General features: G+C 62.1%; 26 protein-coding genes. 17 read left to right on the top strand and 9 right to left on the bottom strand.

Annotation, left to right across the window (positions count from 1 at the left end; all coding sequences use genetic code 11):
- Nucleotides 1–132 precede the first annotated feature (132 nt).
- The 7 genes from B5F39_RS01320 (at nt 133) to B5F39_RS01290 (ending at nt 6,386) form a co-directional block, all read left to right on the top strand.
- Entirely contained in the window at nt 133–1,026 is an 894-nt protein-coding gene (locus tag B5F39_RS01320) for a branched-chain amino acid ABC transporter permease (protein ID WP_087363050.1), read from the top strand.
- Complete coding sequence (locus tag B5F39_RS01315; protein ID WP_087363048.1) at nt 1,023–2,084, top strand: branched-chain amino acid ABC transporter permease; 1,062 nt, start codon at nt 1,023–1,025, stop codon at nt 2,082–2,084. The genes B5F39_RS01320 and B5F39_RS01315 overlap by 4 nt, the downstream gene beginning before the upstream one ends.
- Complete coding sequence (locus B5F39_RS01310) at nt 2,077–2,856, top strand: ABC transporter ATP-binding protein (RefSeq protein ID WP_087363046.1); 780 nt, start codon at nt 2,077–2,079, stop codon at nt 2,854–2,856. The genes B5F39_RS01315 and B5F39_RS01310 overlap by 8 nt, the downstream gene beginning before the upstream one ends.
- Entirely contained in the window at nt 2,850–3,554 is a 705-nt protein-coding gene (locus B5F39_RS01305; RefSeq protein ID WP_087363044.1) for an ABC transporter ATP-binding protein, read from the top strand. Before B5F39_RS01310 ends, B5F39_RS01305 begins: the two co-directional genes overlap by 7 nt.
- Nucleotides 3,555–3,724: 170 nt before the next feature.
- Nucleotides 3,725–5,038, top strand: a complete 1,314-nt coding sequence (locus tag B5F39_RS01300) for an amidohydrolase (RefSeq protein WP_239391006.1) — start codon at nt 3,725–3,727, stop codon at nt 5,036–5,038.
- Between the two features lie 38 nt (nt 5,039–5,076).
- Nucleotides 5,077–5,916 (top strand): DUF3100 domain-containing protein, encoded by an 840-nt coding sequence (locus B5F39_RS01295; protein ID WP_087363040.1) that lies wholly within the window; start codon nt 5,077–5,079, stop codon nt 5,914–5,916.
- Nucleotides 5,913–6,386 carry a DUF340 domain-containing protein gene (locus B5F39_RS01290; protein ID WP_087363039.1) on the top strand — a complete coding sequence of 158 codons (474 nt, stop codon included), beginning with the start codon at nt 5,913–5,915 and terminating at the stop codon, nt 6,384–6,386. The genes B5F39_RS01295 and B5F39_RS01290 overlap by 4 nt, the downstream gene beginning before the upstream one ends.
- Before the next feature lie 90 nt (nt 6,387–6,476).
- On the opposite strand, the gene B5F39_RS01285 is transcribed toward B5F39_RS01290, so the two are convergent.
- The 3 genes from B5F39_RS01285 to B5F39_RS01275 all read right to left on the bottom strand — a co-directional run bounded on the left by B5F39_RS01285 (nt 6,477) and on the right by B5F39_RS01275 (nt 8,688).
- Nucleotides 6,477–6,902: a DUF2000 domain-containing protein gene (locus B5F39_RS01285; RefSeq protein ID WP_087363037.1), complete on the bottom strand. Its 426-nt coding sequence runs from the start codon at nt 6,900–6,902 to the stop codon at nt 6,477–6,479.
- 9 nt (nt 6,903–6,911) lie between these two features.
- Nucleotides 6,912–7,682, bottom strand: coding sequence for an AraC family transcriptional regulator (locus B5F39_RS01280; protein WP_255376000.1), 771 nt, complete (start codon nt 7,680–7,682; stop codon nt 6,912–6,914).
- A gap of 142 nt (nt 7,683–7,824) precedes the next feature.
- Nucleotides 7,825–8,688: a M23 family metallopeptidase gene (locus B5F39_RS01275; RefSeq protein WP_087363034.1), complete on the bottom strand. Its 864-nt coding sequence runs from the start codon at nt 8,686–8,688 to the stop codon at nt 7,825–7,827.
- Between the two features lie 189 nt (nt 8,689–8,877).
- On the opposite strand from B5F39_RS01275, the gene B5F39_RS01270 reads away from it, so the two are divergent.
- The 10 genes from B5F39_RS01270 to B5F39_RS01225 all read left to right on the top strand — a co-directional run bounded on the left by B5F39_RS01270 (nt 8,878) and on the right by B5F39_RS01225 (nt 18,280).
- On the top strand, nt 8,878–9,903 hold the full coding sequence (locus B5F39_RS01270) for a BMP family ABC transporter substrate-binding protein (RefSeq protein ID WP_087363033.1): 1,026 nt from the start codon (nt 8,878–8,880) through the stop codon (nt 9,901–9,903).
- A 73-nt stretch (nt 9,904–9,976) separates the two neighbouring features.
- A complete protein-coding gene (gene ychF / locus B5F39_RS01265; protein ID WP_087363031.1) occupies nt 9,977–11,071 on the top strand; it encodes a redox-regulated ATPase YchF in 1,095 nt (364 codons plus the stop codon).
- A gap of 83 nt (nt 11,072–11,154) precedes the next feature.
- The gene (locus B5F39_RS01260) at nt 11,155–11,991 is read left to right on the top strand and encodes a M55 family metallopeptidase (RefSeq protein WP_158095889.1); all 837 of its coding nucleotides are present in this window, start codon (nt 11,155–11,157) and stop codon (nt 11,989–11,991) included.
- The gene (locus B5F39_RS01255) at nt 11,992–12,903 is read left to right on the top strand and encodes an ROK family protein (RefSeq protein ID WP_087363028.1); all 912 of its coding nucleotides are present in this window, start codon (nt 11,992–11,994) and stop codon (nt 12,901–12,903) included.
- A gap of 254 nt (nt 12,904–13,157) precedes the next feature.
- The gene (locus B5F39_RS01250; protein WP_087363026.1) at nt 13,158–14,150 is read left to right on the top strand and encodes an ornithine cyclodeaminase family protein; all 993 of its coding nucleotides are present in this window, start codon (nt 13,158–13,160) and stop codon (nt 14,148–14,150) included.
- A 103-nt stretch (nt 14,151–14,253) separates the two neighbouring features.
- The gene (locus B5F39_RS01245; protein WP_087363024.1) at nt 14,254–14,913 is read left to right on the top strand and encodes a helix-turn-helix transcriptional regulator; all 660 of its coding nucleotides are present in this window, start codon (nt 14,254–14,256) and stop codon (nt 14,911–14,913) included.
- A gap of 14 nt (nt 14,914–14,927) precedes the next feature.
- Nucleotides 14,928–15,785, top strand: coding sequence for a DMT family transporter (locus tag B5F39_RS01240; RefSeq protein WP_087363022.1), 858 nt, complete (start codon nt 14,928–14,930; stop codon nt 15,783–15,785).
- Nucleotides 15,786–15,965: 180 nt separating this feature from the next.
- Nucleotides 15,966–17,294, top strand: a complete 1,329-nt coding sequence (locus B5F39_RS01235; protein WP_087363020.1) for an MATE family efflux transporter — start codon at nt 15,966–15,968, stop codon at nt 17,292–17,294.
- A gap of 6 nt (nt 17,295–17,300) precedes the next feature.
- A complete protein-coding gene (locus B5F39_RS01230) occupies nt 17,301–17,744 on the top strand; it encodes a GNAT family N-acetyltransferase (protein ID WP_087363019.1) in 444 nt (147 codons plus the stop codon).
- A 32-nt stretch (nt 17,745–17,776) separates the two neighbouring features.
- On the top strand, nt 17,777–18,280 hold the full coding sequence (locus B5F39_RS01225) for a glutathione reductase (protein ID WP_087363017.1): 504 nt from the start codon (nt 17,777–17,779) through the stop codon (nt 18,278–18,280).
- A gap of 71 nt (nt 18,281–18,351) precedes the next feature.
- On the opposite strand, the gene B5F39_RS01220 is transcribed toward B5F39_RS01225, so the two are convergent.
- From B5F39_RS01220 to B5F39_RS01195, 6 genes are all read right to left on the bottom strand, one after another.
- A complete protein-coding gene (locus tag B5F39_RS01220; RefSeq protein WP_087363015.1) occupies nt 18,352–19,542 on the bottom strand; it encodes an aminotransferase class I/II-fold pyridoxal phosphate-dependent enzyme in 1,191 nt (396 codons plus the stop codon).
- Nucleotides 19,539–20,033, bottom strand: coding sequence for an Lrp/AsnC family transcriptional regulator (locus B5F39_RS01215; protein ID WP_087363013.1), 495 nt, complete (start codon nt 20,031–20,033; stop codon nt 19,539–19,541). The genes B5F39_RS01220 and B5F39_RS01215 overlap by 4 nt, the downstream gene beginning before the upstream one ends.
- A gap of 152 nt (nt 20,034–20,185) precedes the next feature.
- Complete coding sequence (locus B5F39_RS01210; RefSeq protein WP_239391004.1) at nt 20,186–21,451, bottom strand: amidohydrolase; 1,266 nt, start codon at nt 21,449–21,451, stop codon at nt 20,186–20,188.
- Between the two features lie 2 nt (nt 21,452–21,453).
- Complete coding sequence (locus B5F39_RS01205; RefSeq protein ID WP_087363011.1) at nt 21,454–21,804, bottom strand: arsenate reductase family protein; 351 nt, start codon at nt 21,802–21,804, stop codon at nt 21,454–21,456.
- A 20-nt stretch (nt 21,805–21,824) separates the two neighbouring features.
- Complete coding sequence (locus tag B5F39_RS01200; protein ID WP_087363009.1) at nt 21,825–23,033, bottom strand: GNAT family N-acetyltransferase; 1,209 nt, start codon at nt 23,031–23,033, stop codon at nt 21,825–21,827.
- A 125-nt stretch (nt 23,034–23,158) separates the two neighbouring features.
- Nucleotides 23,159–23,998, bottom strand: coding sequence for an Mrp/NBP35 family ATP-binding protein (locus B5F39_RS01195; RefSeq protein WP_087363007.1), 840 nt, complete (start codon nt 23,996–23,998; stop codon nt 23,159–23,161).
- Nucleotides 23,999–24,083 lie beyond the last annotated feature (85 nt).

Raw genomic sequence — 24,083 nt, 5'->3', positions numbered from 1 at the left:
TGACGCTTTGACATTTTCCCGGCGGAGCGCGCCTTCGCCGGACTTTCGCTTTTTTTGCCGGAACCGGCGCGCCGCGTCCGATAGGACGGCGCGCGCGGGTTCCGGCTCCAGCTTCTTAAAAGGGGAGAGCCCATGACTGCAAACATGATGATCCAGCATCTTTTCAACGCTCTGATGCTGGGCAGCCTCTACGGCCTCATAGCCATAGGCTACACGATGGTCTACGGCATACTGAGGCTCATCAACTTCGCGCACGGCGATATTTTTATGATAAGCACGTACTTCGTCTTCGTCGCTATCGCCGCGCTGCACCTGCCGTGGATTCCGGCAGTGATCCTTTCTATAGCGGCGACCGCCGCGTTCGGCTTTATGATAGACAGGGTGGCCTACCGCCCGCTCCGCTCCGCGCCGCGAATATCGGCGCTGATCTCAGCGATAGGCGTTTCGTTCTTCATCGAGAACCTCTGTCTCGTTATATTCACCGGAGTGCCGAAGCCGATGCCTCGCTTCGAGCCGCTCGTCAAGGTTATTTCTCTCGGCAGCGTCAGGATACTGCCGCTCGTCATATTCGTCCCGATCATCACCTTCGCGCTCGTCGGCGCGATGCTCTGGATGCTCTACCGCACGAAGCCCGGGCTGGCGATGCGCGCCATCTCGCGCGACATCGAGACTACGCGGCTGATGGGCGTCAAGGTGGACAGGATTATAGCGCTCACCTTCGCCGTCGGCTCGGCGCTCGCGGCCTGCGCCGGCATCATGTGGGCGCTGCGCTATCCGCAGATACATCCGTTCATGGGAGTCTTCCCCGGGCTCAAGGCGTTCATAGCGGCCGTGCTCGGCGGCATAGGCTCGGTGCAGGGGGCGATGATAGGCGGGCTGCTGCTCGGCTTCATGGAGATACTGCTCGTCGCCTTCTTTCCGGCGCTTTCGGGCTATCGCGACGCCTTCGCCTTCGTCCTGCTCATCGTGATACTCTTCTGCCGCCCGACGGGGCTTATGGGCGAGAAGCTGGAGGATAAGATATGAAGAAATCAACTAAGACCGTCCTCAACCTCGCCTGCCTCGCACTGCTCGCGCTCTTCCTGAAATGGGCCGGGGCGAACCTCGACGGCTACAAGGTGCAGGTGCTGAACCTCATCGCGATAAACGCGATTCTCGCCGTCAGCCTCAACCTCATCTACGGCTTCACCGGGATGTTCTCGCTCGCGCACGCCGGGTTCATGGCGATAGGGGCCTATGTCACGGCGATACTCATCCTGCCACAGGCGCAGAAGGAAATGATGTATATACTCGAGCCTATGATGTGGCCCTTCAACGTGATGCACGCGCCGTTCTTCGCCGCGGTCGTCGCGGGGGGGATAGCCGCGGCCTTCATCGGATTGCTGATGGCGGCTCCGTGCCTTCGCCTCGGCGGCGATTACCTCGGCATAGCGACGCTCGGCTTCGGCGAGATAATCCGCGTCATCTTCACCAACATAACGCCCGTTACAAACGGCGCGCTCGGACTCAAGGGCATACCGGCCTACGCGAATCTCGGCTGGAACTATTTCTGGTGCATACTGACCGTGTACGTGATAGTCAAGTTGCTTTCGAGCAACTTCGGCAACACGTTGCGCGCCGTGCGCGACGACGAGGTCGCGGCCAAGGCGATGGGCATCGACACATTCCGCGCGAAGACCATTTCGTTCGTAGTCGGCGCGTTCTTCGCCGGAATCGGCGGCTCTCTTACCGGCAGCCTCATAACGACGATAGACCCTAAGATGTTCAACTTCCAGCTCACCTTCAACATTCTGATGTTCGTCGTCGTCGGCGGCCTCGGCTCGATAACGGGCTCGCTCGTCGGCGCGGCGGTCGTCACGGTCATGCTCGAGTGGCTGCGCTTCGTAGAGGACACGATACAGATAGGCTCGTGGGAGATAGCGGGCATTCCCGGCATGAGGATGCTGATCTTCTCGCTGCTGCTGCTCTTCATAATCCTTTACAGGCGCGAGGGCATCATAGGAGGATGCGAATTCAGCTGGGAGGGCGCGGCGCGCTTCCTGCGCAGGCTCGGAAAAGGGAAAGGGGGCGCGGCGAATGGCTGACGCGATACTCAAGACCGAGGACGTAGTGATAAAGTTCGGCGGCCTCACGGCGGTCAGCGGCTTCAGCATAGAGGCCGAGCGCGGCTCGATAAGCAGCCTCATAGGGCCGAACGGAGCCGGCAAGACTACCTGCTTCAACATAATCACCGGCTTCTACAAGCCGACCTCGGGGCGCGTGATATTCAACGGCAAGGACGTTACGGGAATGGCGCCGCACCTCGTCTGCAAGACGGGCATCGCGCGCACCTTCCAGAACATAAGGCTTTTCACTGGCGGCACTGTGCTCCAGAACGTCATGACGGCCTGCTGGGTGCGCCAGCGAGCGCCGTGGTGGAGCGCTCCGCTGCAGCTCCCGATTTTCCGCCGCGAGGAGCGCGAAATACGCGAGCGCTCGATGGAGCTGCTCGAGTCCGTCGGCCTAGGCTCCCTCGCCTCGGAGGTGGCTACGGGGCTGCCCTACGGCGCGCAGCGGCGGCTCGAGATAGCGCGCGCGCTCGCGACGGGGCCGGAGCTCCTTCTGCTCGACGAGCCGGCGGCCGGCATGAATCCGCAGGAGAGCCTCGAGCTTATGGACTTCATCAGGAGCATACGCGACCGCTTCAAGGTCACGATATTGATGATAGAGCACGACATGAAGGTCGTCATGGGCGTTTCGGAGTGGATTCGCGTCCTCGACTACGGCCAGCTCATAGCGGAAGGGACGCCGGACGAAATAAAGAAAAATCCTCGTGTCATAGAGGCCTATCTCGGAAAGGAGGCGGCGAGATGCTGAAGGTGAAGGACCTTTCCGTAAGCTACGGCGGCATACGCGCGCTGCGCGGGATCTCGCTCGAGGTGCCGGAGGGGAAGATAGTCACGCTCATCGGCGCGAACGGCGCGGGCAAGAGCAGCACGCTGCGCGCGATAGCTGGGCTCGTCAAAACGTCGGGCGGCACTGTGACGTGGGACGAGAAGCACCTGCTCGGCCTCCCGCCCGAGGACGTCCTCGCGCGCGGCGTTGCGCTCTGCCCCGAAGGGCGGCGCATCTTCCCGCACCTCACGGTGCTCGAGAACCTGCAGCTCGGCGGCTACGGCTGCAAGAACAAGGCCGAGGTCGAGGCGGGCGTCGAGCGCGCTTTCGATCTTTTCCCGCGCCTCAAGGAGCGTTCATGGCAGAAGGGCGGCACACTCTCCGGCGGAGAACAGCAGATGCTCGCGGTCGGGCGCGCGCTCATGAGCGACCCGCAGCTCATCATGCTCGACGAGCCGTCGATGGGGCTCGCTCCGATACTTGTCGAAGAAGTCTTTCACATAATCGCGCAGATAAACGCGGAGGGCAAAACCGTCCTGCTCGTCGAGCAGAACGCCTTCGCCGCGCTTCGCATCGCCGACTACGCCTATGTGCTCGAGGTCGGCGAGATAACGCTCGAAGGCACGGGGCGCGAGCTGTTGGACGACCCGCGCGTCGTCGAGGCCTATCTCGGCGGCTAAAGCCCGAGCCGCGCAAAACAGATTGACACGGAGGCGCTTTTCTTTGTATTAAGAAAGCGTCTCTTTTTTATTCTTCGCTTGAAATTTACCGATGTTTTGAATAAATATTGCGCCGTATATTGTATAATCGGGAGGTAAGTCTTTATAACATTCAGCAAGGAGCAATGCGTATGGACAAAAACGAAGTGAAGAGACTGCTGTGCGAAGCCGTGGATTCCGTCAGGGAAGAGACGAAAGCCTTCGCTGACGACATAGGCGCGCACGCCGAGCTCGGATTTTTCGAGACGCGCACCTCTGACAAACTCGCGGCGGCGCTCGAAGGGCTCGGCCTCGACGTGAAGCGCGGCCTCGCGCGCACCGGGCTGCGCGCCGACATGGAGGGCGGAGCGGAAGGGCCGAAAGTCGCAGTCATAGGCGAGCTCGACGGCATAGTCTGCCGCCAGCATCCGCTCGCCGTGGAAGAGACCGGCGCGTCGCACGCCTGCGGCCACAACCTCCAGATTTCCGCGGTCTACGCGATGGCCGCGGCGCTCAAAAAGACCGGGCTGATGAAGGAGCTCGCGGGCTCCGTCGCCTTCCTCGGACTGCCCGCGGAGGAGTTCATAGAGGTGGGCCGCCGCACCGAAATGCGCGACAGGGGCGAGCTCGTCTACTACGGCGGCAAGCAGGAGTTCGTGCGCCTCGGCGTGTTCGACGACATAGATATGAGCATGATGGTACACGCGGGCGACGACGCGCCCGAGCCGGGCTTCACAGTCCCGGACGGAGGCAACGGCTTCCGCATCTTCATGCTACGCTACGAGGGCAAACAGGCGCACGCCGCCGCGGCTCCGCACCTCGGGATAAACGCGCTCTACGCCGCGGTCGCCGGCATCAACGCCGTCAACGCGCTGCGCGAGACGTTCCGCGACGACGACCACGTCCGCGTCCACTACATCATCACGAAGGGCGGCGATTCGGTCAACAGCGTCCCAGACGACGTGCGCCTCGAAGGCTACGTCCGCGCGGGAAGCATCGAGAGGATAGACGAAACGTTCGCCAAGGTCGTCCGCGCCTTCAAGGCCGGCGGCGAAGCGCTCGGCGCGAAGTGTCACGTCCGCAGCATCGCCGGCTACCTGCCGCTCAACGCGAGCAAGGAGCTCAACAGGATATTCGCCGGCAACGCCGACGTGCTCGTCGGGGCGGAACACGTTCAGCGCGGCACGTATTTCTCCGCTTCTACAGACCTCGGCGACATAGCGCACCTCATGCCAGCGATACAGCCCTCCGGCGGCGGCACGGTAGGCGCGCTCCACGCGAAGGAGTTCGCAGCCGTCGACTTCGACGCAGCCGTCCTCGCCCCAGCGAAGGTCATGCTCATGACGCTCGTCGATCTGCTCTCCGACGGAGCCAAAGAAGCGAAGGAAGTGCTCGCGAACTTCAAACCCGTCTATACGAAGGAAGAATATCTCGCGGCTATGGACAGCCGCTTCTTCTCCGAGTAACGGAAAAATTTTTATCTCTCTAAGGAGGCGTATTCATCATGGACATCGTCGACAAGGCGATACGGAACTGGAAGCTCCACGTTCTCGCGCTGGTGCTGACGGTCGTCGCCGAACTCATCGGGGCCAAGACCTTCAAGGTCGGCCCCGGCATCCTCGTGCTCGTCCCGCTGCTTTACTCCTTCGCGCTCGGCGCGCTCTGCGGACTGCCGAAGCTGAAGATACTCAAGCGCGACGATATGTTCGAGGCGTCCTCGCTCGTCGGGGTCACATTCTTCTTCCTCATGGCGCGCTACGGCACGCTCGTCGGCCCCAGCTTCTGGAAGGTCGTCGAATCGGGCCCGGCGCTCATTCTTCAGGAATTCGGGAACCTCGGCACCGTCTTCTTCGGCGTGCCGATCGCCGTCCTGCTCGGCCTCAAGCGCGAAGCCGTCGGCGCGGCCTTCTCCAACGCGCGCGAGCCGAATATCGCTATAATCGGTGAGAAATACGGCCTCGACACGCCGGAGGGACGCGGCGTCATGGGCGTCTACGTGACCGGGACGGTCTTCGGCGCGGTATTCTGCAGCCTTCTCAGCTCCTTCGTCGCCTCCACTATGCCGTTCTTCAGCCCGCAGGCGCTCGCTATGGCGACCGGCACGGGCAGCGCAGGAATGATGACCGCGGCGCTCGCTCCGCTCGTCGAGATGTATCCGCAGATACAGGACGAACTGACGGCGCTCGCCGCCGCCAGCAACATGTTCTCCGGCCTCGACGGGGTCTATATGTGCGTCTTTATCAGCATACCGCTCGCCAACTGGCTCGTGCGCAAAATGGGCGTGACCGACCCGCCCAGCGTCCCGGCCAAGGCCGGAGCGCAGGAAGGAGGCAAAAAACAATGAAATACGGTCAGATGGCGGTATTCCTAATGATATGCGGCCTCCAGATTCTCGTCGGCAACTGGGTCGGGGCCAAGGGCTGGTCGGGCGGCGCGGCCGCGGCGGCTCAGGCCTTCGCCGCTTCGATACCGGGCTTCCTCGTCCTGCTCGGCATAATAGCGGGCGGCGTGTTCATCGCGCACATCATGCCGTGGAAAGGCCTCCCCGCAGTCGCCTACATCGTGACACTCGGCTGCGTCGTCACGATACCGGGCTTCCCGGGCTCCGAGATACTGACGGCTTACGTCTCGAAGATAAGCTTCATCGGCCTCTGCACTCCGATACTCGCCTACGCGGGGCTCGCCGTCGGCAAAGACATCGACGCGCTCAAGTCGCAGGGCTGGAAGATAGTCGTCGTCGGCCTCTTCGTATTCGTCGGCACCTTTATCGGCTCCGCCGTAATAGCGGAAGTAGTACTGCGCATAATGAACTGACGCGGAAGCGCGTTTTTTACGAAAACGCCGCAGATTTAAGGCCGCTCCTCAAAAGGCGGCCTTTTTTACTGTTCTTTGACGGCGGCGGCCTCAGCGGAGCAGAGGCAGGCTTCCGGTGAGTTTCTTTACCGTCCTGCGGGGGCCGAAGATGCCTAGCCCTATGTAGGTGAAGTCGCGCTCGGCTATGCGCGCGGTTTTTTCCGTGTATTCCTCGTAGGTGCGGCAGTGCTGCGCGACGTCGGAGAAATCCACGAAGTCCGCGTCGTTTCCGGCCTCCCGCATTTTTTCGCGCAGCGTGCGAAGAGTTTCCGTCTTAGCCTTGAGCACCGGCACTGGGATCATTATTATGCCGCCGTGTGCCGTTCCGTCGCCGTCGGTCACGTCTGGGCCGACGGCTTCCGGGTGTCTTTTCCCGAGAGTTACGCCTATTATCGCGGCCGTGTTCGCCGCGGTGCCGGGCGGGAGTGTCTCGTCTATCACAATGACGCAGCTTTTTTCTTCTATTTTTTCGTCCATCTGCAAGCCTCATTCCGAAAAAATTTTCTGGTACTGCTTCGGCGTGAGGCCGGTGAATTCGCGGAAGTAGTTGGTGAGATGGCTCTGGTCGGCGAAGCCGGCGGCGTCCGCAGCCTCGGCCGGCGTCATGCCGCCGCGCAGGAAAACTTTCGCCATTTCGAGCCGCTCGGCCTGAAGGTACCGGTATGGCGTGAGCCCGGTCTCTTTGGCGAAAGCGCGTATCATGGCGAATTTCGAGAGGTTCGTCATAGCGAGCAGTCCGTCGAGCGACAGGCTTTCCGCGTAGTGGCGTTCGATGTAGCGGCGCAGCGCCGACACCTGAGCGGACGTTTCGCGCGCCGTCTTTTCGCTTTCACTGCGCGCGGGGCGGGGCGCCAGAAGCCGCGTGAGCAGCCCGTCGAACAGATTTTGCTGTTTTTCTCCCGGCACGCCCTCCATGACCGCGCGGTGCAGCGCGTCGAGAAGCTCTCCGGCCTCCGCGCGCGGCATGACGTTCGCCGCGAATCTCGGCGTTTCTGTAAGTCCCAAGCGGGCGGCGGCCTTTTCCATCGCGGCGCGGCTTATGTTGAGCGCGCGGTATTCGAGCGGCGCGCCGCCGAGCGGGGAACAGCCGTGGCTGTCGCCCGGGTTGAGCAGCATCACGTCGCCGGCGCGAAGCTCCGCGCTCCGTCCCGCGCAGCGCAGCGCGCGCCGCCCGTCCGCGACGATGCCGGCGACGTAGTGCGCGTGGAAATGATCCGGGAAGCCGCGCCCGTTCCCGTGCAGCGAGTAGGCCTCTATGCCGAGCGCCGTGCTGAAGCGGGCCTCTCCGTTTTCGCGTTTCGCCGCCGTTTTTCACCGCCTCCAGCCTTTAGCAGTACGCGGCCTATTTTAGCGCCGCCGCCGCGGGATTTATTGAAAGATATTGCGCGCGGCCGCTCGGCTATTTGGCGAGAAGCGGCTCCGGGTCGAAGTATATGCCGCGCCACGCGGTGCTGAAATGCAGGTGCGGCCCGGTGACGCGCCCGCTGCTGCCCGAGAGCCCTATCGTCTGTCCGGCCTTCACCTCGCCTCCGGCCTTGACGGAGATCTTCGAGAGGTGGCAGTAAAATGTCGTGAAGCCCGCGCCGTGATCGACGTAGACGCAGCGCCCAGCGAAGTAGAAATCCCCCGCGAGCGTCACGACGCCGTCCGCCGCGGCCTTGACCTGAGTGCCTGTCTTGGCGCGCATGTCCGCGCCGCCGTGGCGTCCGCTGAATTTGCCGTTGAACCACCGGCTCTTGCCGTAATTCGAGGTGAATATCCCCGGCACGGGACGGACGAGCGGCAGCGATGGAGCGTGCCCCGGACGCGTACTCATCACGGCGGCGCGCCCGAGCTCCGCTTCTCGTTTTATGCGCTCCGCCTCCTTAGACGGAGGCGACGCCTTCGACGGCGCGACGGTCAATTTTTCGGCGGGATAGCTGTGCGGCAGCAGCTTCACGCGATGCGCGACGCGCTCCTCGTCTCCGCCGCCGGAGCGGAACGTAACGGCGAGCTCGGCCTCGCCGGGCTCCGTCCCCTTTACGTCGCTTCCGAGCAGAACTGAATATACCCCGTCCGGCGCGGCGGAAAGCGGCGCTTCCTGCCCGAGCCACGACACCTTTACGTCGGAGAGCGTCTCTGCGCGCGCCTCTACGCGTACAAGGAACGGCCTGCCGATTTTTACCTCTGACGGCGCTTTCACCGCGACGTCGGCGGCTCCGCAGCCCGCCGCCAAAAGCACGGCTAAAGCCGCCGCCGCGCATAATTTCATGAATTTTCTCATCGTGATACCTCCAATGTCAGCCTCAGACTATGATAGTTAAGCGGCGCGGAATTTGTCAAACGCGCGCCGCGCCGGCGGAAACGCGCTTTTTACGCCGTTTCGCGTTGGAGTGCAGGGAGGGATATAATATAATGGTAAGACGGACTACGGCGCGGCGGCCGCCGCCGTTTCGCGCGAAGAGGTGGACGGATGAAAAAAATTTTCTGTTTCATGCTTTCGGCTCTGATTATCGTTTTCTCCGCCGGCGGATGTCTTGCGGCGGAAAGGATAGCCCTTATGCTCGAAGGGGCCGACCCCGTGGCTATGCCTAATAGCTTCAACGGGATATGCTGCAGCGGGCTCGAGATGGCGCGCGAGCGCTACGGCAGGAAGATACAGACGGAGGTCTACAACGCCTACGGCGACGCGGCCCTGCTCGAGCCGCTGCTGCGCGAAGCCTCGAGCGAGTCCGACCTCGTTATAATAACGTCGTCCCTCTACGTTCCGGCGCTCAGGGCCGTCAAGGACGAATTCCCCGACTGCACCTACGTGGTCTTCGACAGCCGCGGCATGGAGGGCGTCACCAACATCGTCTTCCGCGAGGAGGAGGGAGGCTTCCTCGCCGGAGTCCTCGCCGCGATGATGACGGGCGAAAAAGACATGGCGCGGATCAACGGAGACTTCGTGATAGGCATAATACTCGGGGAGGACGTGCCTCCGGCGCGGCGCTTCAAGCTCGGCTACAGGGCCGGCTCGTGGTACACGTCGCCCGGCGTCGAGGTGCTGTGCGAATACACGGGCAGCTTCACCGACGCCTCGAAGGTAGCCGCAGCGGCGAGGAAGCTCAGCCGCGGCGGGGCCGACGTGATATTCTGCGCCGCGGGCCCGGCCTCTCTGTCTGCGATAAAGGACGCTGTTTCCGGAGGATGGTGGTGCATCGGAGTTGACAGCGAGCTTGAGACGGAATTTCCAGACGCGGTGCTCGCGAGCGTGGTGAAGCGGAGCGGGCACGTAGTCGCGCGCGTCATCGAGAACTATATGGACGGCAAGCTGCCGAAGGACAGCTTCTCGATAGGCCTCGCCGAAGGGTGCATGGACATATCGACGTGGACGCGCGAATCGAAGATGAACGTGCCGGTAGAGATCCGCGATAAAATAGACGAGATAGCCGAAAAAATAAAAAACGGCCTCATAGTAATAAACGAAAAAAGCTACGGCGGCGTCTCCGCGAGCTGAATGAGATTTGCGGCGCGCGCCGCGTTATAGTAAACTCTTACGAAAAGAAAAAATATCTGTGGAGCTGATATAGATGCTGCATTGCGGAATTATCGGGCTGCCGTTGAGCGGCAAGAGCACTGTTTTCAACGTTATAACGAGGGCCGGCGCCGAGGTGAAGCCATACGCCGGAGGCAAGACGGACCCGAACAAGGCCGTCGTCCCCGTGCCGGACAAGCGCTTCGACGCTCTTGTCGGGATACATGCGCCGCGCAAGGAGACCCCGGCGCAGGTGGAATTCGTAGACCTCGCCGGACTTTCGCGCGGGGCCGGCAAGGGCGAGGGGCTCGGCAACGCCTTCCTTTCGTTCGTAGCCGACGCCGACGCTTTGATACACGTCATCCGATGCTTCGCGAACCCGGCGGTCGAGCATCCGGAGGGGAGCATAGACCCCGTACGCGACTGGGACATAGTGGACAACGAACTTATCTTCCGCGACCTCGGCGTGATAGACAACCGCCTCTCGAAGCTGCGCGCGAAGAAGAAGCTCACGCCGGACGAAGACAAGGAAAAGGCGTTGCTTGAAAAATGCTACGACTGCCTCATGGAGGAAAAGCCGCTTTCGAGCATCGAGCTGAAGCCCGAGGAGACGCGCCAGCTTCGCGGCTTCGCCTTCGTCACGTCGAAGCCGCAGATAATTCTGCTGAACCTCGACGAGAGCCAGAACGAAGAGACGAAGATCCCGAAGTGGGATGAGCTTAAAAAGCGCGCGGAAGAGCGCGGGGCGAAGCTTTGCACGCTCTACGGCAGCCTCGAGATGGACGTCATGGACCTCGACCCCGAGGAGGCGAAGGAGTTCACCGAAGGGCTCAACATCACGGAGCCGGGGCGCGAACGCCTCATCGAAGAGGCCTACCGCGTGCTCGGCCTCATCAGCTTCTTCACCTGCGGCCCGGACGAGGTGCGCGCCTGGACGCTGCACAAGGGAGAGACCGCCGTGGACGCGGCGGGGACGATACACTCCGACCTCGCGCGCGGCTTCATCAGGGCGCAGGTCGTCGCCTTCGACGACTACATGGCGCACGGCCACTCCTTCGACGAATGCCGCAAGGCCGGGGTGCTGAGGCTCGAAGGCAAGGAATATATAGTCAAAGACGGAGACATGATAGAGATACGCTTCAACGTCTAACATTCGGCCACACGCCGCGCCGCCGCGTTTCTCACGAAACGGCGGCGCGTATTTTATTTCCGCATGAAACGGAGGCTCTTGCCGTGAAAATATTTATAAGCTCAGATATGGAGGGCTCGACCGGCGTCGTCAGCACGGCGCAGGTGACGGCGGGCCGTCCCGAATATCCCTTCGGGCGCGCGCGCCAGCTCGGCGACGTGAGCGCGGCCGTGCGCGGCGCGCTCGACGCCGGGGCGGAGCGCGTGATAATCTGCGACGCCCACTGCTCCATGACGAACCTCGACGTCGCGGAGTTCGGAGGCTCCGTACTTCTCGCTAGCGGCTCTCCGAAGGTGCTCGGCATGGTCGAGGGCGCGGAGGGCTGCGACGCGGCGTTCTTCACCGGCTATCACGCGATGGCCGGGACGGAGAAGGCCGTGCTCGACCACAGCTACGACAGACACACTATCTACGGCATCGCGGTCAACGGCGTAAAAATGGGCGAGACCGGCGTGAACGCGCTGCTCTGCGGAGCGCTGGGCGTCCCCGTCGCGTTCGTCTCCGGCGACGACGCGCTCTGCGCCGAGGCGCGCAGTCTGCTCGGACCGCAGGCGCGGCTCTGCTCGGTAAAAGAGGGGCTCGGGCGAGGCGCGGCGCTCTGCCGCACGCCGGAGGAGACGGAGGCTGAAATTTACGCCGCCGCTAAAGAAGCTGCAGAGGCTGCGCGGCGCGGCGAGCTTCGTCCGTTCACGCTTGAAGGGCCATACGTCTTGGAAATATCCTTCATGAACACGTTACAGACCGACGCGGCGGCTCTCGTCCCGGGCGCTCGCCGCGTCTCGGGACGCGCGCTGCGCTTCGAATGCGAAGAGGTATTCGAGCTGCGGCGCTTCATTTGCACGTCGTGTGACATTGCGAACGCCGCGAAGGAGAGCTATTAAATGAAGTATATCGGCCTCGACGTCGGCGGACACACGATAACGGCGGGCGCGGCCGATTTTTCGCAGAGTCCCGCGCGTCTGCTGCGCGCCGAAACCTGCGCCGCGCCGTCGCCGCGCACGGCTGAGAATCTCGTCGAGACCGCCGCCGCGCTCGTCCTGCGCCTTGCGGAAAACGGCGAAGAGTGCTTCGTCGGCATGGGGCTGCCGGGCTTCGTGGCGAAAGACCGTAAAACCGCCGCGCGGCTCACGAATTACGAAAACTGCGACGGCCTCGCGCTCGGCGCTATGGTCGAGAGGCGTCTCGCGTCCCTTGGCCTGCGCGCCGAAGCGGCGATCGAGAACGACGCTAACTGCGCGGCGCTCGGCGAGGGCATGGCGGGCGCTGCCGCAGGGATGGAGGACTACGTCGTACTGACGCTCGGCACCGGCATCGGCGCGGGCATAGTCTCGGGCGGGCGGCTCGTGCGCGGGGCGCACGGCATGGCCGCGGAATGCGGACACATGGCGCTCTGCGGCGCGGAGCTCACGGGCTGCGGCTGCGGCGGCGCGGGCCATCTCGAAGAGGCCGCATCGGCGGATTGGCTCGAACGACGCGCTAAGGCCGCCGGACTTCCCGCCGATTTCAAAAAGCTCTGGCAAATGCGCGCCGCGCCCGAAGCCAGCGCGATGCTATCTCCCGCGCTCGAAACGCTTGCGCGCGGCATAGTTTCCGTCGCCGTCGCGCTCGACCCGGAAGCCGTGATACTGAGCGGCGGAATGAGCCGCGCGGAAGGCATAGCGGAAGAGCTTGCGGAGCGCGCGCAAAAGTACCTGCCCGCGCCCTTCCGTCCGTATTTCCGCCTGAAGACCTCGAAACTCGGCGGAGACGCAGCCGTGATAGGCGCCGCCTCTCTGTACAAAAGCGCGGCGTGACGGACGCGCCGTCCCCTGAAATATTCGATGAAACGCCGCCCTTCCGCGAGAGCCTGCGCGAGAGGGGCCGTTTCCTTTTTTGCCGTAGTTTAGTAAGCGTAATAAAAACCGGCGGCGTCCGACGCGAAGGCTGCCCGTTCTGCTTTGCGCACCGTGTCCCACGCATTATACAAAATTTTGTATCATTGACAAAAAAGTTTTTCTGCGTATGCTAATGATAAAGGCTTTTTCAATCGCTGAAAGGGGCGTGCGTTATGCTTATTCTTACAAGGGAAGATATTCTTAAGGTTTTTTCGATGCGCGACGCGATAGAGGCCGACAAGAAGGCCTTCGTGCTGCACACGGAGGGCAGCGCCGTCGTGCCGCTGCGCATAAACATCGACAACGACGCGCGCGACGGGCAGATAATGTTCATGCCGGCCTACGTCGGCGGCGCGCTGAACGCGGGCGGCGTGAAGATCGTCTCCTGCTTCACCGGCAACCGCGAAAAGGGGCTGCCCGTCATCCCCGCGACGATGGCGGTCGTGGACGGCGAGACGGGCGTTGTGTCGGCGATACTCGACGGCACGACTCTGACGCAGCTCAGAACGGCGGCGATCTCCGGCGCGGCGATAGAGCTGCTGGCGAACCCGGATGCGAGCGTAGGCGCGCTATTCGGCACCGGAGGCCAGGCCCCCGCGCAGCTCGAAGCTCTTATGACGGCGCGCAGGCTTTCAGAGGTGCGCGTGTACGACGCGCTCGAGGGGCGCGCGCGGACGTTCGCGGAACAGTACGCGCCGCTTGCCGGGAAGTTCGGTACGAAGCTGATTCCAGCCGCTACGCCGAAGGAGGCGGTGACCGGCGCGGACGTAGTGACCGCCGTGACGACCTCGCGCGAACCGGTATTCGACGCCGCGGACATAAAGGACGGCTGCCACGTGACCGGCGTCGGGGCCTACACGCCCGAGATGCGCGAGATACCCGCGGAGCTTTTCGCGCGCGCGTCGCGCATTTTCGTGGACAACCGCGAGGCGGTGCTCGCCGAGGCGGGAGACTTTATAATAGCGGAGCGCGAGGGTAAATTCTCGCCCGATATGATTTCCGGCGAGCTCGGCGAGCTGATACTCGGGCGCGTCGAAGGACGCCGCTCGCCGCAGGACGTCACGATCATGAAGACAGTGGGCTTCGCGACGCTCGACGTGGTCGCCGCCGCCGAGATAGTGAAAAAGGCGAAGGCCGCGGGCGCGGGCGTCGAAGTGGCGATGTAGCGAAGGCACGGCGCCGGCGCGCCGAACTTCCGCCGCGCCGCGCGCGTGGGTATAATAGGCGGAGAGAAAGGCTCTTCGCCTTATTTTTGTATGGAGGCTTTTTATGTCAGAGATTTGTCATCCGCTGCTCGCGCCTTTCGTGCCGCTCGTCGGTATGCTCGGCGAGACGCTCGGCCCTGATTACGAGGTAATACTGCACGACCTGACGCCGGAGGGTACGAGGATAATCGCCTCCGCGAACGAGCGTCTTTCGGGGCGCGGCGCGGACGCGCCTATGTCGGACTTCGGGCGCTTTCTCATGACCAGCTCCGAGGTGGAGACGCTGGACTATATCGCTAACTACCCGGCGGAGGCGCGGAACGGGCGGCAGCTCCGTTCGAGCGTCCTGCTGATACGCGACGCGGGGCGGAAGCTCGTCGGGATGCTCTGCGTCAATTACGATACGACGAAGGCGAGGATGCTTCTCGACGCGGCTTCCTTCCTGACCGCGGTAAAGCCGCTTTCCTTCGACGGCCCCAGGGTGGAGAGGTTCGGAGGCCCCGAGGACGAGGCGTCTTTCGTCGAAGAGGCGCGCCGCCGCATGGGCCGCCCGCTCGAGTATCTCACGAGCGGGGAACGCCGGGAGTGCGTGGAATTTCTCGACGGGCGCGGCTTCTTCCGTCTCAAGGGCTCGATAGACTATCTCGCGCGCGAGATGGGGAAGAGCCGCTACACCCTGTACGCCGACCTGCGCGCCGTCAGGAAGCGCTGCGGCGCGGAATAGGGAGGAAGCGCTGCGTGGACGTCAGGACGCGGAATCTTCTGGAAATTCATCTTTCAGTCGTACTTTTCGGCCTTACGGGGCTTTTCGGCAAATTCATAAGCCTGCCCGCGCCGTACATCGTGCTCGGGCGCGTGTTCTTCGCCTCCGCGTCGATGGGGCTTTTCTTCTTTTTAAGGAAAAAGAATGTGCGTCTGGCCCGCGCCGCCGATTACGCGGCGATCGCCGCGGTCGGGGCGGTGCTCGCGCTCCACTGGACCGCCTTTTATCTTTCAGTCAAGCTCTCGACAGTCGCGATAGGCGTGCTGACCTTCGCCGCTTACCCTATTTTCGTCACTTTCCTCGAGCCGCTGCTGTTCCGTGAAAGGCTGCGCGGCGCTGACGTGCTCGCCGCGTTCGTGATGTTCGGCGGAGTGCTGCTCGTCGTGCCCGGCTTCGATGCGGGGCCCGGCATGATTGCGGGGATGATCTGGGGCATGGCCGGGAGCCTCTCTTACGCGGTGATGTCGCTGCTCAACAGGAAGTTCGTCGCGCGCTACGACGGCAGCGTCGTGGCCTTCTACGAGCAGGGGACTGCGGCGCTTCTGATGCTGCCGGTCCTGCTTTTCGACAGGCCGCACGTCACGCCGGCGGACTGGGCGCTTCTCGCCGTGCTCGGCGTCGTGCTCACAGGCGTCGCGCACTCGCTTTTTATCAGCGGCATGAAGAGCGTGCGCGCGCAGACGGCGGGCGTGATAGCGAGCCTCGAAAGCGTCTACGGCATCGCTGCGGCGGCGCTTTTTATCGGCGAGTTCCCGACGCTTCGCGAGCTCGCGGGCGGAGCGGTGATTTTAGGCACGGCACTGCTTTCGACTCTGCGATCTTCGAAGGAATAGCGGAGCTGCCGGAGGCGCGGCGGCGGTACGATTTGCGCGTTTCGCCCCTATTGAGTTTTTCGCCCGCGCTTGATATAGTTTCCTCGGATTTTCAATAACAACCTCGGGTTGAGTACCTTACCGTATGCAAGGCTGCATACGGTTTTTTTGCGTTAAAGCATATCGACGGAGGGTGCGCGGATGAACGGCGATTTAAGAAAAACGGCGCGCGAGCTGGCGGATTTCAGCCTGCCGCTGATACTGAGCGGAGTTCTTCAGCAGCTTTACAACTGGGCCGACGCCTTTATCGTCGGCAACGTCGAGGGCGAGGCGGCGCTCGCAGCCGTCGGTGCTACTGCGACCGCGGTCGGCTTCTTCGTCTATCTCATAGCCGGATTTTCCGTCGGCCTCTCCGTCATGTTCGCGCAGACCTACGGAAGCGGCGAGACGGACAAGCTGCCGCGGCAGCTCTCGACCTTCTCCGTCGTGCTCTTCGCCGTATTCTCCGCCCTCGCGGCTCTCGGCATGGCCGCTGCGCCGGCTCTGCTGCGCCTCCTGCACACGACGGAGGACACCTTCGCGATGGCTGAGGAGTATCTCGTCATCGTGCTCGCCGGCGTTCCTTTTCTTGCGCTCTACAACGTTTATTCCGCCGCGCTGCGCGGCGTCGGAGACAGCCGCGCGCCGTTCTGCGCCGTGCTCGTATCCTCCGCCGTGAACGTCGCGCTCGACCTGCTGTTCGTCGCCGTGTTCCGCTGGAGCGTCGCGGGAGCCGCCGCGGCTACGGTCGCCTCGCAGGCGGCTATGGCGGTTTTCCTCGTCTTTTACGGCGCGCGCAGGCATCCCGCGCTCCGCTTCGCGCGCGGCGGGCCTCTGATAGACCGCGCGGCGCTCGCCGAGGGCTGCCGCCTAGGCGTTCCGCCTACGGTGCAGTTCAGCGTCACGTCGGTGGGCAACCTCGTGCTGCAGAATTTCATGAACGGCTTCGGCACGCCGACGGTCGCGGCGATAACGACGGCCTACAGGATAGACACAATCATACTGCTGCCGGTAATCAACCTCGGCTCGGCTATATCGACGCTCGTCGCGCAGGCCCGCGGCGCGCGCGACACGGAGCGCGCCGGCAGGATATTGACTGCCGGCGCGGCGCTCATGGCGGCGGTCTCGGTAATGCTGACGCTGCTCGTAATCCCGACGGGGAGCCGCCTCATCGCGGCATTCGGAGCGGGCGGAGAGGCCGTCGCCATCGGGCGCGACTTTTTCCTGCGCATCGCGAGCTTCTACTGGGCATTCGGGCTCGCGACCGCCTTCCGCGGCTTTATCGAAGGGCTCGGAGACGTGCTGTGGTCGAGCGCTGCGGGCGTAGGGACGCTGGCTTTCCGCATCGCAGCCTCCTACGCGCTCCTTCCGCTCTTCGGCAACATGTCCATAGCGTTCGCCGAGGCTTTTCAGTGGCTGCTGCAGCTCGCGCTCTACGCGTCGCGCGCTGTTTATAAGAAAAAATCTCAGGATAATTACGGAAAGGCGTGAATTTTTATGGAGCTCAGAGAAATCGACGTAAAAAGAGAAATCGCCGAAGTTATGGAAATTATACGCGGGGCCTTCGCTCAGTCTCCGTGGAACGAAACGTGGGACGACGAGGCGGCGCTGCGCGAGTATATCGACGGGCTGACCGGAGCGCCCGATTCATTATCGCTCGGCCTTTACGACGAAGGGCGGCTCGCCGCCGTGTCGCTCGGGCGTATAAAACGCTGGTACTGGGGCGCGGAATACTGCATAGACGACCTCTGCGTACACCCGTCGGCGCAGGGCCGCGGCGCTGGTACGGAGCTCCTGAAGCTCATGGAACCGTGGCTGAAAGAGCGCGGCGTGAAAAGCCTTTCGCTCTGGACGAAGCGGGACGCGCCGGCCTGCGGCTTTTATAGAAAGAACGGATTTCACGAGGGCGAGGACAAGGTGATATTCGAGAAGGAGCTTTAGCGCGACGGCGCAGAATCAAAGGAGGAAACGCTATGGATGAGATAAGAAAATTCCTGTCAGCCCCCGACAAAAACGAAGATGAGTTCTGGGAAAGCGACGCGCTCATCTGGGTTGACTGGGGAGACGAGGACGAATCCGTAATCGAGTATTTCAACGACGAGCTGCCGGAAAAGGATAAAATCCGTTTCGAGTGCGTTGATTCGGACAAAGAACGCGGCGTAGACATAGTTCTTGAAAAGGACGGCGTAAAGCTCCCTATTCCCTACGAGGACGACTGCACGGACAGAGACACGACGCTGAAGAGCATTCAGGAATATCTATCGCCCGACTATCAAATCCGCTGGTACATGGGCTCGCTCGGTGGCGACACGCTCGCCTTCTGCATTCTCACAGCTTCGCAGTGGAACGAACTGGAGCGCGAGTTCGGCGCGGAGAAGGCCGCCTACTACTTCGCGCCGGTGCGTGAGGACAGCAGAATGTTCGACCTCGGCGCTGACGAGGTTTGCGACTGGCTGGAGCAGAGGGAGAAGGCGTAAATTCCGAACAGCAAAAAATGCGCCGTCCTCTGTAAAAAGGGCGGCGCGCTCTGTTTGAGTTTTTGCGGCGTTTATCTTTCCTTCGCCTTGTCTTTCTCTTCCGAGCGCAGCTTATCGACGAAGCGCGCTATGCGCGTCATAGCCTCTTTGAGTTCCTCGACGGAGTAGCAGTAGGAGATGCGCACGTGTTTGTCGCCGGACTTGCCGAAGGCGGAGCCGGGGACGACCGCGACGTTCTCGGCCTTCAGAAGCTTCTCGCAGAACTCTTCCGAGCCCATGCCGAATTCCGAAATGTCGGGGAACACGTAGAAGGCTCCGTAAGGCTCGAAGCACGGCAGCCCCATTTCGGCGAAAGCCTCCATCAGGAAGCGGCGGCGCTGGTTGTATGACTCGGCCATCATCTCCGTATCCTTGTCGCCGCTGCGCAGCGCCGATATAGCCGCGTACTGGCTCATCGTCGGCGCGGACATGATGCCGAACTGGTGTATCTTGAGCATATACTCCATGAGGTGCGCCGGCGCGCAGACCCAGCCCAGACGCCAGCCGGTCATCGCGAAGGACTTCGAGAAGCCGTTTATGACTATCGTGCGCTCGTGCATCCCGGGCAGCGACGCTATGCTGACGTGGCGCTCCTTGTAGCAGAGCTCGCTGTATATCTCGTCGGAGATGACGAGCAGGTCGTGCTTGAGTATCACCGGGACGAGCTTTTCAAGGTCGGCTCGCTCCATTATCGCTCCGGTCGGATTGTTCGGGTACGATATGAGCAGGACCTTCGTCCTCGGCGTGATCGCCGCCTCGAGCTGCTCGGGCTGGAGGCGGAACTCGGTCTCCGCCGAGAGCTCTATCGAGACGGGCCTGCCGTCGGCGAGCAGTATGCACGGCTCGTAGGATACGTAGCCCGGCTCGGGGTAGACCACCTCGTCGCCCGGGTTCAGCGTCGCGCGGAAGGCTATGTCTATCGCCTCGCTGCCGCCGACGGTGAGGATTATCTCGTTCTTCGGGTCGTAGACGAGGCCGTACTTGCGGTACATGTAGTTCGCTATTTCTTCGCGCAGCTCCGGCAGGCCTGAGTTGGAGGTGTAGAATGTGCGTCCCTTCTGGAGCGCGTAGATGCCCTCCTCGCGGATGTGCCACGGCGTATCGAAATCCGGCTCGCCGACGCCGAGCGATATGACGTCAGGTATCTCGTTCGCGATGTCGAAGAGGCGGCGGATGCCCGACGGCTTTATCCGCTTTATCTTGTCGCAGATGAAATCTCTCATGGCATCACCATCACGCGCTGGTCTTTTTTCGTCTCGGCGAAGGTCGTGCCGTGGTCCTTGTAGCGGACGAGGACGATGTGCGTCGCGGTGCTCTGGACCTCTTCCATGACGGCGAGGCGCGTGGAGACGAAGTTCGCTATCTCCTTCATCGTCGCTTTTTTGAGGATGACTGAGAAGTCGTATGCCCCGGACATGAGGTACAGCGATTCGACCTCGGGGTACTGGTATATCTTCTCGGCTATGCTGTCGTAGCCGTGCCCGCGCTGCGGCATGACCTTGAGCTCGACGAGCGCGGAGATCTTTTCGTCGTCTGTCTTGTCCCAGTCCACGAGAGCGTGGTAGCCGCAGATGATGCGCTCCTTCTCCATCTGCTTTATCTCTTTTTCGGTCTCTTCTACGCCGAGACCGAGCATCACGGCGATGTCCTTCGGCGTGTATCTCGCGTTGGCCTCGAGCAGGCGGAGTATTTCTTCTCTCTTTTTGTTGTCCATCGAATACCCTCCGAACTTAAGCGGTATAAAATACAATTCTGAACGCTGGCGCGCCGCGCGTCAAGCGGTAATTTTGAAAAGCGCGCGAAAAGCGGTATTTTTTATAAAAAGCGCCGCGTCCGGAATTTCCGGCGCGGCGGCGGCGTTTAGCGTTATTCCGCGGCGTTCAGCCGCGCGGCGGTTTTGTATAAGGTTTCGAGAGCTATGGGCAGAGCCGCCTCGTCGAGGTCGAAGGCTCCGTTGTGGTGGCCCGCCGGCGCGTCCGCGCCGAAGCATGCGTATGCCGCGAGGCCGCCGCTTTTCTGCGTCTCGCGCATGAGCCAGCAGGCGTCGTCGCTCACGGATATCCGCCTGTGAAGCCGCGTCCCGGTCACGCCTGGGACTGAGGCGGCCTCGTCGGTTATTATGCGCGCCAGCTTTTCGTCGCTTTCCGCCGCCGTCGTCTCGCCCCGCTTCGTCACGGCCAGCTCCGCGCCGTACATCAGAGCCGCCCCCTTGAGCGCCGCTTCCGCGCGCTCGTAGGCGTAGGCGGCTATCCCGTCGTTTTCGCCGCGCGTCTCTATCTTCATCAGCGCGTGCGGCGGCACGACGTTGCGCCCCTCGCCCGCGCTCAGCACGCCGACGTTGACTCGCATGACGCCGCCCGAATGCGGCGCTATTGAGTGTATCGCGAGAGCCGCCTGCGCCGCGGCGAGCAGCGCGTTGCGCCCGCGCTCCGGCTCGCCGCCCGCGTGGGCGGCCCGGCCCGTGAACTCCGCGTCGAACTTCGTCGAGCAGAGGAAGCCGCCCATGCCGCCGCATACGACGCCAGTAGGCAGGCCGAGGCCGAGATGCGAGGCTATGAAATGATCCGCGCCGCGCGCGAGCGGCGCGAAGGCGTATCCGCCGCGCACTCCCTCCTCGGCGGGCTGGAAGAGCAAACGCACCGTGCCGCGCAGATTCTGTCGTTCGTTCGCAAGCATTTCCGCGAGCGCCAAGCCTATCGCCGCGTGTCCGTCGTGTCCGCAGGAGTGCGAAAGCCCCGCGTTGACGGAGGCGAAGCCGAGCGCCGCTGGACGGTGCGAAGGTTCTGCGCTCTCCGCCGTCTCCACGCAGTCTATGTCGAAGCGCATGACTGTAAGAGGCGAGCCCTCGCCGAGCTCGGCGCAGAGCCCCGTGTATTCGCCGATGCGCGACATGGCCTCCGCGGGCGCGCCCTGCGCGAGAGCGCGCCGCTTTTCCGCCGCGGCGTCGATATCGCGCCCCATGACGCGCGCCGGCTCTATAAATTCGTCCGCGAAGCGCACGCGCCAGCCGAGCCGCTCAAGCGCCGCCGCGCAGATCGCCGTCGTGCGGAATTCAGTCCATCCGCGCTCCGGGTATTTGTGGAAGTCGCGGCGGCGCGCCGTCATTTCTTCGGTTATTTTTTGCGGAATCACCGTTATTTGAGCGCCTCGCTCCATTCGGCCTCGCGGAAGCCGGTCAGCACCCGCGTATCCGTGACGAGCAGCGGGCGCTTGACGAGCATCCCGTCCGTAGCGAGCAGCTCTATCTGCTCGTCCTCGCTCATCGCCGGAAGTTTGTCTTTGAGGCCGAGATTTTTATAGGAATTGCCGCTTGTGTTGAAGAATTTTTTCAGCGGCAGGCCGGAGAGCTTGTGCCACGCGCGCAGCTCGTCCGCGCTCGGGTTCTCCGTCTTGATGTCGCGCTCCTCATAGGCTATGCCCTTTTCGTCGAGCCATTTCTTCGCCTTCTGGCATGTCGTGCATTTGGGGTAGCAGAGCAGAAGCATGAAAAATTTCCTCCTTAAATTTAGAAATAATCGGATATATACGGCGTCTGCTGTTCTATGGCGTCTTCGAGCATGTCTATAACGCCGCCGCCGGCGCGCAGGCGCCCTATCTTCGCGAGGTAGTCCGGGCGCTTGTAGCCCATCAGCATCGTCGTCATTGTCTGTATGTTTATCTCGTCGCCGCACTGCTCGGCTATCCGCTCGGCGCGTCCCTCGCCCTCCTTCGATATGGTTAGGCGGAAGGTCCCCTGGTTGCACTCCATTATCGGGTCGGAGAGGGTGAATTTCCACTCGCGCTCGACGATGTCGGCCTTGAACGGGTAATCGGCTATGAACGACGGGAAGTCCACGATGCGCGCCATGTAGTAGGGTGAGATCGTCTCCTTTATGCTCGCGTCCTCGAGCAGGAAGGCGAGCGGCTCGTCGGTGTACGTGTCGCCCTGCACCGCGTCTATCATCGAGAAGTGCGCCGAGACGAAATTCCACAGCCCCGCGCGCGCGTCCTCGTTGTTGAAGATCATGTCCTTGATGTGGAAGATTTCGTTCGCTATCCAGTATATGACGTAGCCGTCGGGCTCGTTGCGCTCGTTGTAATAGACCGCCGCCATGATGTCGTCGGGGTCCCACAGCCAGTATTCGTTCCATGCCAGCTCGTCGCGAAGCACAGCGCCGTGCGTGCGCATCGCGTAGCGCTCGTAGGTCTCCTTGAGCTCCGGGCCGTCCGTCTTGACGCGGCGCACGTCGCCCGCGACCTGGCGGCTCTTGGGAAGCTGGTAGTCTTCTATCTCGTAGGAGATTTTGTCGGAAATTATCTCCCAGCCCTTGCGCCGGTAATAGGGGATGGAATAGGGGTAGAGGTACGAAATGTACTGCCCGCGCTTCTTCATGTTCTTGAGAGCCTGTTCGAGCAGTTTGTGCATCAGCCCCATGTTGGAATACTCTGGGTAGGTGCCGACGCCCGTCAGCCCTCCCATCTTGTACGTCCTGTCGAATACGCGCACCTGCATGGGGTAGACGGCGGCCTGCGATACGAGCATGTCGTTGTCGAACCAGCCTATCACGTCCGCCTTCTTCATCGTCGGGAACTTCGCGTGTATTATTTCCTTCTCCTGCCAGCCGACGGAATGCAGCTCCTGGTCCGTCACCTGGAACACATAGCGCAGCAGCGCGTTGTACTGCTCCATGTATTCGCTGCCGACCGGCTTCATCTTAAGATTTTTTTTATTCATCGCAAGCCTCTTTTCACGCCGTTATTTTCGCCCGCCTCAGGCGCTTTCGCGTTCGTCTTAAAATTATACACTCAGGCGGCGGATGATAAAAAATCCGGCTCGCTTGAGCCGGACGATTTTTTTCGTTATTTTTTATTCCCCGCCGATTCTATCTTTTCTATGGCTTTGTCCATAAAATCCGCCGAGTAGTATTCGATGTTGCCCGCGTCGCATAGGGCCGCGAGCTCGGGGATGATCGGGATCTCGCCGAGGAAGTCTATGCCGTACTTCGCCGCCGTCTCCGCCGTGCGCCCCTCGCCGAAAATCTTGATTTTTTTGCCGCAGTCCGGGCACTGGACGTAGCTCATGTTTTCTATCACGCCGAGTATCGGGATGTTCATCTCCTTAGCCATGCGCAGCGCCTTCTCGACGATGAGCGAGACCAGCTCCTGCGGAGAGGCGACGATGACGATGCCGTCCACCGGCAGCGACTGGAAGACCGTCAGCGGCACGTCGCCCGTTCCCGGCGGCATGTCGACGAGCAGGCAGTCCTCATAGCTCCATATTACGTCGCTCCAGAACTGCTGAACGACTCCCGCAATCGCGGGGCCGCGCCATATGACCGGCGTCGCCTTGTCCTCCATCAGCAGGTTGACGGACATTATGTCGATGCCGCCGCGCGTGCGGCAGGGCAGTATGCCCGACTCGTTCGAGGTCGCGAGCGCGTCCACGCCGAACATCTTCGGTATCGACGGCCCCGTTATGTCGGCGTCCAGTATTCCGCACTGAAGTCCCTTCTTCTGCATCGCGGAGGCGAGCAGCGCCGTGACGAGCGACTTTCCTACGCCGCCCTTGCCGCTGACGACTCCTATCACCTTTTTGACGTCGCTGAGCGGATTCGCCACTACGCGAAAATCCGGCTTCTCAGCCTCGGAGCATTTCTGCTGGCAGCTCCCGCAGTCGTGGGAGCAGTTTTCCTGAGCCATAGAGCGCATCTCCCTTTTATCTCAAATTCAACGGACGCCCTTCCTCATGCGTCCGGCATATACTACGGATGAATATTAGCCGCGC

The organism is Cloacibacillus sp. An23, assembly GCF_002159945.1.
GTDB lineage: Bacteria > Synergistota > Synergistia > Synergistales > Synergistaceae > Caccocola.
Note: the sequence above shows the minus strand (reverse complement) of the source record. Positions and strands in the feature narration are given on the sequence as shown.